This is a genomic window from Mongoliitalea lutea (genome assembly GCF_014652135.1).
Classification (GTDB): domain Bacteria; phylum Bacteroidota; class Bacteroidia; order Cytophagales; family Cyclobacteriaceae; genus Mongoliitalea; species Mongoliitalea lutea.
The window spans coordinates 114988-130269 of the sequence record NZ_BMYF01000008.1 but is presented as its reverse complement, the minus strand read 5'-3'; the positions used below and the strand labels follow the sequence as shown (position 1 = coordinate 130269).

Genomic DNA, 15282 nt, shown 5'->3' with positions numbered 1-15282 from the left:
GAAGCTCAACCGTTCATAAAATCATTCGGCAATTGATACAGATTGAACACAATCTTGCGTGAAATACAAGTTATCTTAAATGCATGGTTGCTTGTCTATTCCTTAATAACAAATCATTTCAAACGATTGAAAAAGTTGAAACCTTCTTTTTTTAAGTAATCGGATTTTGGCTGAAAAAAAATGATGAAAATCTATTTTAGAATGACGGAGGTAAAGAAATCTTAAATGTTCGTTTAGAAAAAAAATGTAAAAACTCTTTAAAAAAACTACAACACATGATGAAAACTATGAAAAAATTGAAGATGGGGATGATTGGTGGAGGGCCGGGGGCTTTTATTGGTGCAATTCACAGAAACGCTGCACTGATGGATGGCCTAATCGAACTTGTCGCGGGAGTATTCAGTAGTAATCCTGAAAAATCTAGGCAAGCGGGGGAGGAACTCATGCTTGATCCCTCGAGAGTGTACAGTCATTATGATGAGCTATTTGCTAAAGAATTGGAACTTCCCGAAGAGCAGCGCATAGATATTGTCTGTATCGTAACTCCAAATAATGTGCATTACGATCCTGCTAAGAAAGCGCTTGAAGCAGGTTTTCATGTGGTATTGGACAAGCCGATGACTTTGACCTATGAGGAAGCAGTAAGTTTATATAAATGTATCCAAACGAGTTCCTCCTTGTTTTGCCTTACACACACCTATACAGGCTACCCCATGATCAAGCAAATGAAGCAAATGATTGCAGAAGGCGCCATTGGAACGGTGAAAAAAGTATATGTTGAGTATCCACAGGGTTGGTTGTACCGATTGCTGGAGCATGAAAATAAGCAAGCATCTTGGAGAACAGATCCTGCTAGAAATGGTAAGGCAGGATGCTTTGGAGACATAGGAACCCATGCCTTCAATATGGCAGAGTATGTGACAGGTCTTGAGGTCACAGCAATCTGTGCTTCCTTGCATACCAAAGTAGAAGGTAGATACATTGATGATGATGGGGCCTTGTTACTCCAATTCTCCAATAGTGCCAATGGCGTTTTGACAGCTTCACAGATCAATACAGGTGCGGAAAATAACCTTAAAATCCGCGTGTATGGAGATAAAGGAGGCTTGGAATGGGAGCAAGAGTTAAATAATTCCTTGGTAGCCCGCTGGCCGGATAGACCAGATGAAGTTTTCAGAGCTGGGACTTCTTATTTGGGAAGTTTAGCGCAAGCGAACACGCGTACGCCTGCGGGACATCCGGAAGGATATATTGAAGCATTTGCCAATATTTACAGGAATTTTGCCCGAACGATTTATGCGAAGCGAAAAGGGGTAGTGCCACTGCCAGAGTGGTTGGATTTTCCAGGTGCAGAAGATGGAATCCGTGGGATGGCTTTTATTGACCTTGTTCTCAAAAGCAATCAAAGTAGTCAAAAATGGACACCTTTTGAGGTGCTGAAGGATTAATTCATTCCTGGAAAGGTACTTTCAAAACAGATTTTATTAATTTAGCCTTTCATGTGAATGAATCATTCTAACCTAAATTAAACCTAAACCCATGAAAACTATCAAAGGTCCTGCAATTTTTCTGGCACAATTTGCTGACGATCAAGCTCCATTTAATTCTCTCCAAAGCATTTGTGAGTGGATGGCATCCAAAGGCTACAAAGGCGTGCAAATCCCTTCTTGGGATAAGCGATTGATTGATCTGGAATTGGCGGCTACTAGTCAGACTTATGCAGATGAAGTCAAAGGAATTGTGCAGGAGACAGGGATGGAAATTACAGAGCTTTCTACGCATTTGCAGGGGCAGTTGGTAGCGGTACATCCTGCTTACAATGAATTATTTGATGGCTTTGCTCCCAAAGAAATGGCGGGAGATTTAAAAGCAAAGACCGCATGGGCTACGCAGCAATTAATGTATGCAGCAAAAGCCTCTGCTAACTTGGGATTGAATGCCCATGCGACGTTTTCAGGTGCTTTGATGTGGCATTTGGTCTATCCATGGCCTCAGCGACCGGCGGGTTTGGTAGATACAGCATTTGATGAATTGGCTAGGCGTTGGTTGCCGATTTTAAATGAGTTTGATCAACATGGGGTGGATGTTTGCTATGAATTGCATCCAGGAGAGGATTTGCATGATGGTATTACTTTCGAGACATTTTTAGATAAAGTCAATCAACATCCTCGTGCAAATATTCTGTACGATCCATCACATTTTGTATTGCAATGTTTGGATTATGTACAATTCATCGATTTCTATCATGAGCGGATCAAAATGTTTCATGTGAAAGATGCTGAATTTAATCCTACGGGTAAGCAGGGTGTGTATGGAGGTTTCCAAGGCTGGATCGAGCGTGCAGGAAGATTCCGCTCCTTAGGTGATGGACAAGTCGATTTTGGCGCTATCTTTAGCAAACTTTCACAGTATGATTACGATGGTTGGGCTGTGTTGGAGTGGGAGTGTGCCATCAAGCATCCCGAGCAAGGAGCGACCGAAGGGGCACCTTTTATCCAAGACCATATCATTCGAGTTACAGAAAAAGCTTTTGATGATTTTGCGGGTACCGGAGCAGATGAGTCATTCAATAAGAGAATCTTAGGAATTTAATTATCAAACAAATAGAATTAACCCATGAAAGTACTGAAATCATTTTCAATCGGAATTATTGCCATAGCAGCATTGAGTTATGCTTGTGGCGGTGGTGGTTCATCTTCAGAGACAGCGAGTTCTTCTACTCCTGCAGCTCCTGCAAAAGTGAGTTTGGAAGATAAATACAAGGATGACCCGATCTTTATCGAAGGTTCTGCGAAAGCGAAGCAAGCCGGTTGTACTGCCTGCCATATGGTAGAAAGAAAAATCGTAGGTCCTTCTTACGCAGATGTGGCTGAAAAATATGCCGCTACACCTGAAAACATTGAAATGTTGACGGCCCATGTCATCAATGGAAATGTAGGTAACTGGGGAGAAATCCAAATGCCAGCACACCCACATTTGGCCAAAGAGGATGTGGAGACGATTGTTAAGTATGTGTTATTGTTGAAGAGATAATATGAAAAGAATTCTATTTTCTGCTTTTTTGAGCGCTACTTTCCTGATGGCTTGTGGCGGACCTTCTACCGAAACTGTTGTGGATGAGGTTGAGGTAGTTACCGAAAATGAGTGGATAAGCTTGTTTGATGGGGAAACCTTTACTGGATGGAAAAAATTTGGTGGTGATGAAGTGGGGGCAGCCTGGAAAGTTCAGGATGGTGCCATCTACTTAGATGCAACCAACAAAAAAGACTGGCAAACTGCTGATGGAGGGGATATTGTTACCGTAGATGAGTTTGACAATTTTCATTTTCAAGTAGAATGGAAAATTTCAAAAGATGGAAATTCCGGTATCATGTTCTTTGTGCAAGACAACGGAGAATATGCCTATCCTTGGATGACAGGTCCTGAGATGCAGGTCTTGGATAATGACGGACATCCAGATGCTAAAATCAGAACCCACAGAGCGGGTGATTTATATGATTTGATTGAATCCAGTGAAGAGATGGCCAAGCCTGTGGGAGATTGGAATCTAGCTGAAATTATTGCGAAAGATGGTAATCTAGAACTGCATTTGAATGGTACCATGGTGGTTTCCACTACCATGTGGACTCCTGAATGGGAAGAAATGATTGCCAATAGTAAGTTTAAGGATATGCCTGGATTTGGAAAATACAAGAAAGGAAGAATTTCCCTACAGGACCATGGAGATGAAGTGTGGTTTAGAAATATCCGAATAAAGCAGCTTTAATATTTCCTGATAAAGAATTTTTCCTTTTTGCCTTAGGGTCTTTTGGGTTGAAAATACCACGAAGGCTCTAAGGCATAAAATTTACTACTAAAGATCTAATAAACTTTATAGACTGTGCTTTTTTGAAGTCTTCACTTCTGGACTAGTTTCTTTTTATTGAGTGATAGGGTAGCGGTAGCGGGCCCAATCCATGATTCCTCCTTCCAGATTATAAATTTTTTCAAATCCGTGTTTTTGAAGTAATCTAGCTGCTTGCATACTTCTTGCACCTACTGTACAATAGACATAGATGGCTTCATCCTTGGGGAGCGTATGAATTTGTTGTTCAAAATCAGCTTTATAGATGTCCATGAGCACCGCATTGGGCAGTTTGGCTTGGTTAAATTCTGCCTGTGTGCGCACATCCAAAAAGATCCCAGGAGTTTCTGTACTGATTTTATAGAATTCATCCGCTTTGAGTCGATGAATTTTGGTTTTTACTGTGCCTGAATCGGAATTGACAGTGTCTTTGGGTTGGCAAGAAGCAACAGCAAAAAGAGCTAGCAGAAGAGCGAGTGTTGTGATTAGCTTGTGCATGGGAATCAATTTATGGCGAAAAATAAATGTTTTTGTTCCAAATAAATGTAACAGCTGTCACTTCTCGCTTGGATTGAGATTGTTATTCATGGGTTAAAATCATAGCATCCAGTCTATTATAACTTTTCTCTATCAATCCATTGTAGTCATTGGTGGGTTGGTAAGGCTTGGGGTCAATAGGTGCTGAGAAGTAAATACGAACTAGGCCAGGTTTTAATAAAATAGAACCCCGTTTCATAATTTTATCCGCTCCAATGACTGCCATTGGTAAAATTGGAACCCCTGTGTCCACGGAAATGCGGAATGCTCCCCGTTGGAAAGGGAGGAGGGTTTGATCACTATTATTTCTTGTTCCCTCTGGTGCTACAACTATGGAGATATCCTTTTGTAGAATTTCCAAGAGTTTCTGAACGGATTTTTTTCGGGATTCCGGGCTTTTTCTGTCTACCCAAACAGCCACTCGAGATAGAAACAGACCAAAGAAAGGAACTTTGGACAATTCTTTTTTGCCTATGGCCCGGATTTCTTGGGGTATGGCTATGGGTATGACAGGGGCATCAATAAAGGAACGGTGATTGAAGATGTATATATAAGGTGTGTTGGCTTGAATATGCTCTCTTCCTTCAACTTTGTAGCGGATGCCCGAGCAAAAGGACCAAGTTTTAGCCCATACACGGATAAAAAAGAAGGAAATTTTCCCACCCTTTGGATGAATCAGCAATGGGATCAAAATAAAAAGGCCCAAAGCAAGCATGAGTGCTATAAAGATAATTGCAGCATAAATCGTGTAAATCCACTGAATAACTTTCATTTCTTCGTAGGTCTTGGTATTTTTACGCAAGTTTAAACAATTTCTTAACTCTTTGCTTGCAAATAGCCCCTGATGCGTGAGTCAGGGGTTTTTCATTTCTGTTAGATACTATGAATCAATCATTTCAATTTGAGAAGGATTTTGAGGTTTTATCATTTCAGATCGATCCTCAAGGGAAATTGCGCTGGTCTTGCTTGGCAGATATGATGCAAGAGGTGGCATGGAGACACGCTGATAGCCGTGATTTTGGGCAGAATTTGTTTGACTCAGGATACATGTGGGTGATGTCCCGCTTTGAGATTCATGTAAATTCCTTGCCCTCATGGGGACAAAAAATCATCGTCAAAACAGCAGGGAGAGGCATAGATAAATTATTTGCTCTCCGAGCATTTGAAGTGTGTAATGAATCAGGAGCCATCTTAGCGACTGCAATGTCCGCTTGGTTATTATTGGATATTCAAAGCAAGCGTCCACAAAGGCCTGATAAAGTTTTACCTTCAGAATTGTTTGCAGTAGTAACCGATAGTGGATTAACCCCTGTGAAGGTGGATTTATTAACAGATGCTGTCGATGGAACAGTTTTTCAAGTACGGCACTCAGATTTGGATATGAATAATCATGCCAATAATGTGAGTTATATCAGATGGATTGAGGACTTTATGCTAGAGCAAGGCTTAAACTTTTCCTCATTATTGATTAATTATCAAGCAGAGGCATCCATTGGCCAAAAGGTATATATTAGATTTTTTTCAGATGAAAAACATTATCGGATTTATGGATTTTCAGATGTTGGTACTTGCGTCTTTAGCGCTATACTCTCTCCTCCTTGATTGTGTAAATTTTGTTCAATTTTTAATTCAAGATCAATGATCTTTCTTTTCAATACTCTTTCCTTTTTTAGAGCCTCATTTTTCACCTTCCATAAATCATATTCCAATAACTCTTTATTTCCTTTCAATTCTTTCATATCTAACATGACTCTATAGCCTAGCAAAAGTGTTAACAATGAACCAATCAAAACACCTACGACAACATAAATTAGAATTGGTGAAAATTGCGGGAATGAACTTATGAAAATTACATGAAACATCTTCCCAGATTCTTGGAATGAAAATAAGTTAATTTTTAGTTCATCAATTTTTAAAGGAAATCCAGCTCTAATGGGTTTTATCATTTCATTAGCAAACATATTTTGCTGGAAGTCGAATTGTGAAGCATCAATTACTTCCTGAGGGTAAGGTAAATAGATAAACAAAAAGGCAATAAAACTAAAATAGATTGAACAATAAATGAGTTTTAACATGACACTTTTTTCATTAATCTTACTTATAAAAAACTTTCATGCAAACTAATAGTAAACCATCTGTTTGATTTAGTAATTAAACTAATCACTGCTATATTTTCATTCAAAATTACAAGAGAATTAGTTCCATACTTACTACTACAAATCTGTTTTATATTCAAGTATTAAGCCACCAAATTTCCTATCGTGTGACATCCGTCACAGCAAAACTTTTATTTTATTTATCATTTTTGTAAATAGGATTAACAGTTAACCCATGAAAAATATCTTCGAACCATTCATTAAGATTCTATCGCTATTAGTTGGCTTACTTGTGGGAGTAACCGCCTTAACAGGGCTCTTGTTAGCTTTGGTAGTATTCTTATTTACTGGAGGAACACTGCCTGAGTTACAATCGGGCAAAGAGATGCCAGCAGTCGTTCAGGCTGTAGCAGAGGTTTACAGGGGGGTAGTACCCAAGGAAGGGATGTGGAAAGCACCTGACTGGTCTAAGGTGGACGAAGAACCCAATGCAGATGCGATCAAGTACGGTAGAGAACTGATTGCCAATACGTCAGAGTACTTGGGGCCAAACGGTAAGGTGAAGAAATTGTCCAATGGGATGAATTGCCAAAACTGCCATTTGAATGCCGGCACGGCACCTTTGGGGAATAATTACGCAGCTGTCGCATCTACCTATCCGAAAGTAAGAGCTAGGTCAGGGCAGTCTGAAGATATTCCCAAGCGAATCAATGATTGCTTTGAGCGCTCTCTAAATGGGAAAGCATTGGACGTGAATAGCAAAGAAATGATTGCTATGGTTGCCTATATGGAATGGTTGGGTAAAGATGTGCCCAAAGGGGAAACTCCCAAAGGAGCTGGAATTTATGAAGTTCCTTTTCTGGATAGGGCAGCAGACCCTGTCAGAGGTAAGGTAGTATATGCGCAACAGTGCCAATCCTGTCACATGGAAGATGGTCAAGGAATGATGAAGCCTGATAAGACGGCTTACGTCTATCCTCCCTTATGGGGCGAACATAGCTATAATGACGGTGCAGGCTTGTTCCGAATGTCACGTTTTGCAGGATATGTCAAAACCAACATGCCTTTAGGAGCAACATTTGAACGACCTTTATTAAGCGATGAAGAGGCATGGGATGTTGCTGCTTACATTAATAGTATGGAGAGGCCTAAAAAAGATATTTCTAAAGATTGGCCAGATATATCCAAGAAACCTATTGACCATCCCTTCGGACCTTTCTCTGATGAGTTTAGTGAAGAGCAACATAAATTCGGACCTTTTAAACCAATCAAAGCCGCTAGGGAAGTGATTGCATCAAAATGAAAAAATTAAGCCTTTTACTTTTTTTTAACTTTCTATTACTTACCCAGCTACCAGCACAAGAAGAATCCTCACGCCCAGCAAGTCCTATCCAAGGAACGCTGGGTCTCAGAAATTATTGGATGTCTACCAGTTATTGGGAGGACTTCAAAGGTGATTTTGCCTTGGGACAAAGTGCCTTCATACGATTAAATACGCAAAGCTACAAAGGGTTTTCTCTAGCAACTCGGTACACTGTTTTTGCCAATCTATGGAGTTCTGATTTATTGGATAGAGATCCTATCACAGGTAATTTTAACCGCTATGAGGTGGGGTTATTTGATGTAGTCAATCCTGAAAAGACCTTTTTTGGTAAACTGGAGGAGTTGCAACTACGCTATGACTCGAAAAAATTCCAAGCCATATTGGGTAGGATGGATATCAACACTCCCTTTATCAATCCCCAAGATGGGCGCTTATCGCCTACATTCATCCAAGGATTGCAGCTGAATTATCAATTGGATTCCAAAAATAAATTTTATGCTTACTATATCCATCGATTCAGTCCACGCTCTACTTCTCAATGGTTTGGGGTAGGTGAATCCTTTGGTTTATATCCCGTGGGTCAGTCAGAGTTTGGAAAGCCTTCGGGATACCGAGGAAACACTCAAAGTGAATTTGTGACAATTTTGGATTGGAGGCATCAGCCCACGAAAGATGTGGCAATTGAAGTGAATAATACATTTGTGGATAATGTTTCAAACACCCTTTTTTCACAAGTGATGAAAGATTGGCGTTTGGAAGGAAGCAAAAATATCTTGGTTAGTGGCTTGCAAGTGATTGTTCAAAATGGGGTTGGAAATGGAGGAAATGCTGATACTTTAAAGCGCTTTAAAAATCCAGATGATTTGAATATTGTACTTTCGGCTAGATTGGGAGTAAAAAATCCTCAGATGCAGTTTTTTGCTTCCTATACGAGAATTGATGGGAGGGGCAGGTTTTTGAGTCCTAGAGAGTGGGGGAAAGACCCTTTCTTTACCTTTATACCACGGGAAAGAAATGAGGGCTTTAACCAAGTCAATGCCATGACACTATTTTATCAGCGGAATTTCAATGAACAAGGGCTTCAGGTATACAGTTTTGCTGGATTACATTTCTTACCTGATCCTTCCAATATCTCTATCAATAAATTTGCTTTCCCGTCTTATGCACAGTGGAATATTGGGTCACGTTATACGCCACAGAATTGGGGTAATGGACTCAATTTTCACTTGATCTTGATGAGTAAAATCAATTTATTGCAAGGAGAAGTGAGACCTCAATGGATCTATAATAAAGTTAATTTATTTCACGTCAATTTTATCACTAATTATACCTTGCCATGGAGTTAAACCATACCATCAGTCAAGATGAATTTGGGCAGCTGGTACAACAGCATCCCGCAACATTAATCTACTTTTATCAGGATACCTGTGGAGTCTGTGCCATGCTATTTCCCAAACTCCAGGCTATGGTCTATGAAAAATTCCCCCAGCTGGAAATCATTCGTATAGAGGCGGAAAAAAACAGGGAGTTGGCAGGTCAGTTGCGGATGTTAGCTATTCCCGGAATTTTATTGATGTTGGATGGGAAAGAGTATATGCGAAGTAATGGATTGGTTGCATTAGGGGAATTAGAACAAAAAATAGGACGGTATTATAATTTGATGTTTGGATAAAATCTTTGTATTATCAATAGAATCACTTCAGTAATGAAGGTAGTTGAAATCCAATTGCTGTAAAGTAATTGGATTTTTATCTGACGGTCTCCATTTTTATTTTATTAAGACTAGATTAATTGTTTAGCATATATTCACTTCATTTACATTTTGCTAGCGATTGTATAGTTTTTTTCCTAATTTGAATGGAAAGAAGCAACTAGTATTTGTATAAATAATACGTGGTTATATGGCTCAAGAATCTTTGAATAATCCAAAGAAAATAGTAAATATTGTAGTGATAGGTGCTTCTGCCGGTGGACTAGAAGCGATTCAGGAATTCTTGGCCAATTTTCCTTACGTAGATGATACGTGTCTGATTATCGCTCAACATTTGAGTCCCTCTCATAAAAGCATGCTGGTGCAATTATTGGCTAAGTCTACTTCTATGACAATTCGGGAAGCTGTAGATGGCACCTTTCTTGAAGTCGACCATATCTATGTAACTCCTCCCGATAGAAATATTTTTTTGGAAAATAAACGCATACGATTATCAAAACCATCCAATGCCATCGGTCCAAAACCATCTGTAGATGAGTTATTGTCCAGCCTGTATCAATCTGATTTCAATAAAATCGTGGCAGTTATTTTATCTGGTACAGGTAAAGATGGGTCTGTAGGTTTAAAGTTGCTCAAAAACAGGCCATGTCTTGCACTTGCCCAATCCCCCGCTACTGCTAAATATGACGGTATGCCTCAAGCAGCCATTCAAACTGGTGTGATTGATGAAATTCTCGATCCTAAAAGCATGGGGAAGTTCATTAAAAAATATCTTAGTGGAGAGTTAGAAGATGAGGAGGAAGATGATTATGAAATCACGCAAATTGATTACATGGACCAATTGTTCCGGATTTTGAGCAAACGTACCGGTACAGATTTTTCCAACTATAAAAAGGCCACGATCCAACGGAGACTTCTCAAGCGGATGAATGAATTAGCGATTTCACGTATTGAAAATTACTTGCCTATTTTAGAAAAAGATTCAGATGAACAGGACATTATGTTCAATAAAATCCTCATCGGCGTAACCAAGTTCTTTAGAGATCAGGAAGCTTTTGAGACTTTGAAGGAATACTTGGAAGAGCTGGTGAATCACAAGAAACCAAACGACACTATCCGTATTTGGGTTCCCGGTTGTTCTACAGGTGAGGAGCCTCTTAGTTTGGCCTTTTTATTACAAGATATCTTGGATGCAAAACAAAAGCCACTCAACATTCAGATTTTTGCAACGGATATAGATGATATGGCTATTCAATTTGCCAGAAGTGCTGTTTTTACTGAAAATAGCATTCAGGAGTTGCCTCAAGAATTGGTATCGAAGTACTTTGTCAAGTCTGATAAAGGGGATTATGAAGTCGTGAAGAATATCCGTTCCATGATCTTATTTTCTAAACACGATTTGATCAATCAGCCTCCATTTTTGAAATTAGATTTGATATCCTGTAGGAATCTATTGATTTATTTTAACACAACCTTGCAGAATCACGTGATTCCAATTTTTCATTATGCCTTAAATCCTGATGGATTACTGTTTTTGGGAAAATCTGAGAATATTCAAAAAAATGAGGAGCTATTTAAACCCTTACATGAAAAATATAGGATTTTTCAAAAAAGAGAATCCCTGAAGTCCAAAAATCCACGCCTTCATTTTGCTATCTCAAAATTTAGAACAAGTGCTCCGGTGGTGGCCAAACCTTCAACCGAGAAGAAATCACTGAATGTAGCAGCAAAAGAAACGCTAGCATCGTTGTTTGATTATCCTTATGTGGTCATCAGCGATACGTTTGATATTGTGAATATTGGAGGAGATGTAAGGCTTTACCTGAGTTTGATACCAGGAGATGCACAACTGAATTTAATAAAATTACTGAACCCTGAGCTTCAAATTGTCGCGCGTTGCTTGATTTCAGAGGTATTAAAAAACCAAAAAAAACGAAGTGCTGAAATTAAAAAGTTTGTATTATTTGACAAGGAATATTTTGTCAGACTTCATGCTTCACCTTTTTACATAGATGATACGCAAGAGCGCTATTGTATGCTCGTATTTGAAGCAATCGATGCAGCTGTTTTCAAAACAAAAAGTTTTACCCCAGTAAAAGGTTCGCCAGAAAATGAGCAACTACTAACGTTAGAACGCGAACTCGAGGCAGTGAAGGAGCAGCTTCAGACCTATATTGAAGAGTTGGAGACGAGTAATGAAGAGATGCAGTCTCTGAATAAAGAGTTACAGTCTACCAATGAGGAACTGCAATCAACCAATGAGGAGTTAGAGACGAGTAATGAAGAACTTCAGTCAACGAATGAAGAAATTCAAATAGCTTATGCTGAATTAAAGTCTACTACCGATATACTCCGGGAAAAAGAGCTTTTACTTGAAAGAAATAAAGGAGAATTAAATGCTTTGCTTGATAATGATTTACAAGCAATTTTTTTAATTGACAGAGAAGGAGTTATCATGAACTTTAATCAGCCTGCAAATAGCTTGGTTACTGAAATTTCAGGAAATAACTTAAGAAAAGATGAGAAAATCTTAGAGGTAAAATTTCTTTGAAAAGGGCCTTAGAAAAAGTATGGAGAGGGGAGTCGGTAAGGTTTGAGACAGAGATAAAAAGTTTTGAAAAAGGCACCCGCTTCTTCCTATTGAATCTTAACCCTGTAAGAACCCATGGAGGGGAAGTTATAGCCATTACCTTAGCCATTCTAGAAAATACTCAGGAAATTAGTGCAGCTGTCAAAGCAAATAAATCAGAGCAAATGCTCCGAACTGTATTTGATGTTGTTACTACCGGGGTCTGTGTAACGGATGCGACAGGGTTTTTTTATAGATCTCAACGATACTTATGCTCAAATATATGGCTTCACTAAAAAGGAGTTAATAGGGCAGCCATTTTCTATCCTTGTTCCTGAAAACCAACTTCCCCTCATTCAAGAGTTAAATGCTCGAATTATGAATGGAGAGTATGTTCCAGAAACACTGTATAGTTCAAAAAGAAAAGATGGAACGTATATTTTAATTGCGGCGAAGTTTAAGATTTTACACCTATCAGATAAGGAGAAAGTATTAGTTACCTCAATCAGGGATGTGACCGAAGAAGAGCGGACGAAGCAATTATTAGATGATATCCAAAAAATGGCAGTTTTGGGAGGTTGGGAATTAAATTTAGTTACTCAAGAAGTACTCCAAACGAAGATAGCTAAAGAAATTCATGAGTTTCTAGACCATGAGGTCATGTTATATGAGGAGGCACTAACCTTTTATCCGGAAGGGGAAGCACGTGAACATGTGAAAAAAGTGATTGAAATTGCTTCTACATCAGGCTCTTCTTTTGATTTTGAGTCCCCATTTCTCACCCATCGAAAAAAAGAGAAATTTGTTCGCGTACAGGGAAAGGTTGATTTGATAGATGGAAAACCCTACAGGATATTTGGATTTATTCAGGATATAACCGAGAAAAGGCTACAGAAGCAAGCCTTGGAACAATTGAATCAACAATTATTGGAACAAACAAAGATACTTCAACTTTCCAATGAGGAATTGGAGAAATTTGCCTATGTGGCATCCCATGATTTGCAGGAACCCCTGCGTATGGTGAGCAGCTTTTTAACCCAATTGGAGAGAAAGTACAAAGATCAATTGGATGATAAGGCAAGGGAATATATTCATTATGCAGTGGATGGTTCCAAGCGGATGAAAAAAATCATCATGGATTTGTTGGGGTTTTCAAGGGTTGGGAAAAATTTTGAAGAACCTGAATTGGTAGATTTACAAGAGGTTATAGAGGAAGTTTTACTTCTGCAAAAGAAGTTAATCGAGGAAACGGAGGCCAAGATTACATTCGATAAGCTGCCTGTTATAAAAACTATAAAAATTCCTGTATTCCAGATATTTACAAATTTGATTAACAATGCAATGAAGTATCGGAAGCCAGGAGAGGTACCAATCCTTCATATTGGTTATCAGGAAAAAGCGAAAGAACATGAGTTTTCTGTGCAAGACAATGGCATAGGGATAGATTCCGTCTATTTTGAAAAAATATTTAGTTTATTTCAGCGCTTGCATAAGAAAGATGAATTCGAAGGGCAGGGTATAGGTTTAGCTATCGTGAAAAAATTAATTGAACTTATGGGAGGTACTATATGGGTGGAATCTACAAAAGGTGAAGGATCTACCTTTTACTTTTCATTACCCAAATAGTAACTTGAAATAGTTTCTTATGATACATCTGTTTGCTGATAAGTGGCAAAATCACTCAGCTAGCATGTTGTTAAAACTACTAAATGAACTAATTAATGATTTTTAAAGATAAGTCCAAAATATCCTGTTTGATCGTAGAGGATAATCCATGGGATTATTTACTGATGAGTGATTATTTAGATGAAAAATTTCTTCAGGCAGAGGTAACACATGTGAAGACCTTAAGGCATGCACAGGAGATCTTGGCTAGAGATAAAAGTTTTGATATCATATTATTGGATATTGGGTTGCCTGATTTAGAGGGAAAACCTGTAATGATTAGATGAAATTATCCGAGATATTACGTTTAAAACTAAAGATTTTTAACGTGATCTGATTTTTAGAAAATCAATGATTAATTCCATAAGTTCTTTTGTTTCTTCAGCTTCAAAAGGTTTGGTGAAAAAAGCAGTACAGTTGTTTTCGTAAGATTTTTTTATGTCAATGGGTGCTTCACTCGAGGTAAGTATGATGACGGGGATTTCAAGGTTAGCATTCCATTCTCGGAAGACTTTTAAAAACTCAATCCCGTTCATTACTGGCATATTAAGGTCTAGCAAGACCCCATTAGGAAGTGATTCTGTAGAAGAGTTTGTGAGTGATTCCAAGGCCTGATGCCCATTTTCGCTGACGAGTAATTGGATGGAAGGGTCTATTTCCTCCAATAATTCTCTGTAGAGCGTAATATCGGCCAGATTGTTCTCAATAATATGTAATAACATGTTAATTTAATTTGATAAGTCCCAGTAATGATTTGTAGAAGCCTCTTCTTATCGGAATAATATGCTCACCAATGACAAGCTCTTTGGCATTCAGCGATGTGACCTGGTTTATGTTGATTGTAAATGATTTGTGTACACGTACAAACTTTTTAGGGTCAAGGTTTTTACTGATCTCTTTCAAAATACCGCGAAGTACATAGGTTTTCTGAATGGTTACAATTTTACTGTAAAGGCCATCTGCTTCCACAAATAGGATGTCGTCCTGTGATACTGGTACAACATATCCTTTATCTCTGATTTTTAGTGAGTTTTTAGATGCTCCTTCCAAGTCTTTTTCAAGAATAGCATGCTTGTTGAGCGCAAGAAAAACGGCTGATTTTAATGCTTGGAGACTAAAAGGTTTAAGTAGGTAACCTTCATACTTCCCTTTGGATATACGCTCAAGAACTCCCTGATCTGAAAATGCTGTAATGAAAACAACAGGAATAGGGTGCGACTTTTTGATCTCCTCTGTCAGTTTTATACCATCCATGCTGCCTTTGATCATGACATCCATCAAAATCAAGTCAACAGCTTCTGTTTTTAGATATTCTAATACAAATTGAGCTTGGTCAAAAACTTTTACCACCACATAGCCTAAGGCCTCTAATAAGTCACGAAGATTTTCTGCTAAATCTTTTTCATCTTCAACTATCAGTATTTTTTTCATAGTTTAAATTTCCTGCAATAAATGCGTTTATTACTAAAAGAAAAATAATCAGCTACTTAATGTAAAATAAAGGGTATTTTTTATAAGGGAATTGCACGTACTTTG

Annotated in this window: 17 protein-coding genes; 12 read left to right on the top strand and 5 right to left on the bottom strand. The window is 38.5% G+C overall.

All coding sequences use genetic code 11. The annotated features are described in order from the left end of the window. Positions 1–278 precede the first annotated feature (278 nt). The 4 genes from IE080_RS08180 (at position 279) to IE080_RS08165 (ending at position 3766) form a co-directional block, all read left to right on the top strand. Complete coding sequence (locus IE080_RS08180; RefSeq protein WP_189580687.1) at positions 279–1448, top strand: Gfo/Idh/MocA family protein; 1170 nt, start codon at positions 279–281, stop codon at positions 1446–1448. Between the two features lie 91 nt (positions 1449–1539). Then, the gene (locus IE080_RS08175; RefSeq protein ID WP_189580484.1) at positions 1540–2592 is read left to right on the top strand and encodes a sugar phosphate isomerase/epimerase family protein; all 1053 of its coding nucleotides are present in this window, start codon (positions 1540–1542) and stop codon (positions 2590–2592) included. A 24-nt stretch (positions 2593–2616) separates the two neighbouring features. Further along, a complete protein-coding gene (locus IE080_RS08170) occupies positions 2617–3033 on the top strand; it encodes a c-type cytochrome (protein ID WP_189580481.1) in 417 nt (138 codons plus the stop codon). Between the two features lies 1 nt (position 3034). Next, positions 3035–3766, top strand: coding sequence for a 3-keto-disaccharide hydrolase (locus IE080_RS08165; RefSeq protein ID WP_189580478.1), 732 nt, complete (start codon positions 3035–3037; stop codon positions 3764–3766). Positions 3767–3919: 153 nt separating this feature from the next. On the opposite strand, the gene IE080_RS08160 is transcribed toward IE080_RS08165, so the two are convergent. Both IE080_RS08160 and IE080_RS08155 read right to left on the bottom strand, forming a co-directional pair. Further along, on the bottom strand, positions 3920–4342 hold the full coding sequence (locus tag IE080_RS08160; protein ID WP_189580475.1) for a rhodanese-like domain-containing protein: 423 nt from the start codon (positions 4340–4342) through the stop codon (positions 3920–3922). 82 nt (positions 4343–4424) lie between these two features. Beyond that, a complete protein-coding gene (locus tag IE080_RS08155; RefSeq protein ID WP_189580684.1) occupies positions 4425–5153 on the bottom strand; it encodes a lysophospholipid acyltransferase family protein in 729 nt (242 codons plus the stop codon). 110 nt (positions 5154–5263) lie between these two features. Here IE080_RS08155 and IE080_RS08150 point away from each other — a divergent pair, with 110 nt between their 5' ends. Next, positions 5264–5983: an acyl-[acyl-carrier-protein] thioesterase gene (locus tag IE080_RS08150; protein ID WP_189580472.1), complete on the top strand. Its 720-nt coding sequence runs from the start codon at positions 5264–5266 to the stop codon at positions 5981–5983. Here the strand turns inward: IE080_RS08150 and IE080_RS08145 are convergent. Further along, on the bottom strand, positions 5926–6456 hold the full coding sequence (locus tag IE080_RS08145) for a hypothetical protein (protein ID WP_189580469.1): 531 nt from the start codon (positions 6454–6456) through the stop codon (positions 5926–5928). The two genes, IE080_RS08150 and IE080_RS08145, sit on opposite strands and share 58 nt — an antisense overlap. A gap of 256 nt (positions 6457–6712) precedes the next feature. Between IE080_RS08145 and IE080_RS08140 the strand changes: the two genes are divergently transcribed. The 7 genes from IE080_RS08140 (at position 6713) to IE080_RS08110 (ending at position 14033) form a co-directional block, all read left to right on the top strand. Continuing rightward, positions 6713–7780: a c-type cytochrome gene (locus IE080_RS08140; protein WP_189580466.1), complete on the top strand. Its 1068-nt coding sequence runs from the start codon at positions 6713–6715 to the stop codon at positions 7778–7780. After that, on the top strand, positions 7777–9147 hold the full coding sequence (locus IE080_RS08135) for a hypothetical protein (protein ID WP_189580463.1): 1371 nt from the start codon (positions 7777–7779) through the stop codon (positions 9145–9147). Before IE080_RS08140 ends, IE080_RS08135 begins: the two co-directional genes overlap by 4 nt. Continuing rightward, positions 9138–9473 (top strand): thioredoxin family protein, encoded by a 336-nt coding sequence (locus IE080_RS08130; RefSeq protein WP_189580460.1) that lies wholly within the window; start codon positions 9138–9140, stop codon positions 9471–9473. Before IE080_RS08135 ends, IE080_RS08130 begins: the two co-directional genes overlap by 10 nt. A gap of 229 nt (positions 9474–9702) precedes the next feature. Next, positions 9703–12063, top strand: a complete 2361-nt coding sequence (locus tag IE080_RS08125; RefSeq protein ID WP_189580457.1) for a CheR family methyltransferase — start codon at positions 9703–9705, stop codon at positions 12061–12063. Beyond that, positions 12060–12377: a PAS domain-containing protein gene (locus IE080_RS08120; protein ID WP_189580455.1), complete on the top strand. Its 318-nt coding sequence runs from the start codon at positions 12060–12062 to the stop codon at positions 12375–12377. Before IE080_RS08125 ends, IE080_RS08120 begins: the two co-directional genes overlap by 4 nt. Next, positions 12316–13707 (top strand): PAS domain-containing sensor histidine kinase, encoded by a 1392-nt coding sequence (locus tag IE080_RS08115; protein ID WP_189580453.1) that lies wholly within the window; start codon positions 12316–12318, stop codon positions 13705–13707. The genes IE080_RS08120 and IE080_RS08115 overlap by 62 nt, the downstream gene beginning before the upstream one ends. A 95-nt stretch (positions 13708–13802) precedes the next feature. Further along, positions 13803–14033, top strand: a complete 231-nt coding sequence (locus tag IE080_RS08110; protein WP_189580450.1) for a response regulator — start codon at positions 13803–13805, stop codon at positions 14031–14033. 36 nt (positions 14034–14069) lie between these two features. Here IE080_RS08110 and IE080_RS08105 read toward each other — a convergent pair whose 3' ends face one another. Together IE080_RS08105 and IE080_RS08100 are read right to left on the bottom strand one after the other, a co-directional pair. Further along, a complete protein-coding gene (locus tag IE080_RS08105) occupies positions 14070–14468 on the bottom strand; it encodes a response regulator (protein ID WP_189580447.1) in 399 nt (132 codons plus the stop codon). A 1-nt stretch (position 14469) separates the two neighbouring features. Beyond that, entirely contained in the window at positions 14470–15177 is a 708-nt protein-coding gene (locus IE080_RS08100; RefSeq protein WP_189580444.1) for a LytR/AlgR family response regulator transcription factor, read from the bottom strand. Between the last annotated feature and the right edge of the window lie 105 nt (positions 15178–15282).

Bases quoted from the DNA above. Each gene is read 5' to 3' on its own strand.
- IE080_RS08155 (WP_189580684.1), bottom strand. From the start codon at position 5,153: ATGAAAGTTATTCAGTGGATTTACACGATTTATGCTGCAATTATCTTT.
- IE080_RS08115 (WP_189580453.1), top strand. From the start codon at position 12,316: ATGCGACAGGGTTTTTTTATAGATCTCAACGATACTTATGCTCAAATA.
- IE080_RS08140 (WP_189580466.1), top strand. From the start codon at position 6,713: ATGAAAAATATCTTCGAACCATTCATTAAGATTCTATCGCTATTAGTT.
- IE080_RS08170 (WP_189580481.1), top strand. From the start codon at position 2,617: ATGAAAGTACTGAAATCATTTTCAATCGGAATTATTGCCATAGCAGCA.
- IE080_RS08160 (WP_189580475.1), bottom strand. From the start codon at position 4,342: ATGCACAAGCTAATCACAACACTCGCTCTTCTGCTAGCTCTTTTTGCT.
- IE080_RS08105 (WP_189580447.1), bottom strand. From the start codon at position 14,468: ATGTTATTACATATTATTGAGAACAATCTGGCCGATATTACGCTCTAC.
- IE080_RS08145 (WP_189580469.1), bottom strand. From the start codon at position 6,456: ATGTTAAAACTCATTTATTGTTCAATCTATTTTAGTTTTATTGCCTTT.
- IE080_RS08110 (WP_189580450.1), top strand. From the start codon at position 13,803: ATGATTTTTAAAGATAAGTCCAAAATATCCTGTTTGATCGTAGAGGAT.
- IE080_RS08180 (WP_189580687.1), top strand. From the start codon at position 279: ATGAAAACTATGAAAAAATTGAAGATGGGGATGATTGGTGGAGGGCCG.
- IE080_RS08150 (WP_189580472.1), top strand. From the start codon at position 5,264: ATGAATCAATCATTTCAATTTGAGAAGGATTTTGAGGTTTTATCATTT.
- IE080_RS08130 (WP_189580460.1), top strand. From the start codon at position 9,138: ATGGAGTTAAACCATACCATCAGTCAAGATGAATTTGGGCAGCTGGTA.
- IE080_RS08135 (WP_189580463.1), top strand. From the start codon at position 7,777: ATGAAAAAATTAAGCCTTTTACTTTTTTTTAACTTTCTATTACTTACC.
- IE080_RS08125 (WP_189580457.1), top strand. From the start codon at position 9,703: ATGGCTCAAGAATCTTTGAATAATCCAAAGAAAATAGTAAATATTGTA.
- IE080_RS08100 (WP_189580444.1), bottom strand. From the start codon at position 15,177: ATGAAAAAAATACTGATAGTTGAAGATGAAAAAGATTTAGCAGAAAAT.
- IE080_RS08175 (WP_189580484.1), top strand. From the start codon at position 1,540: ATGAAAACTATCAAAGGTCCTGCAATTTTTCTGGCACAATTTGCTGAC.
- IE080_RS08165 (WP_189580478.1), top strand. From the start codon at position 3,035: ATGAAAAGAATTCTATTTTCTGCTTTTTTGAGCGCTACTTTCCTGATG.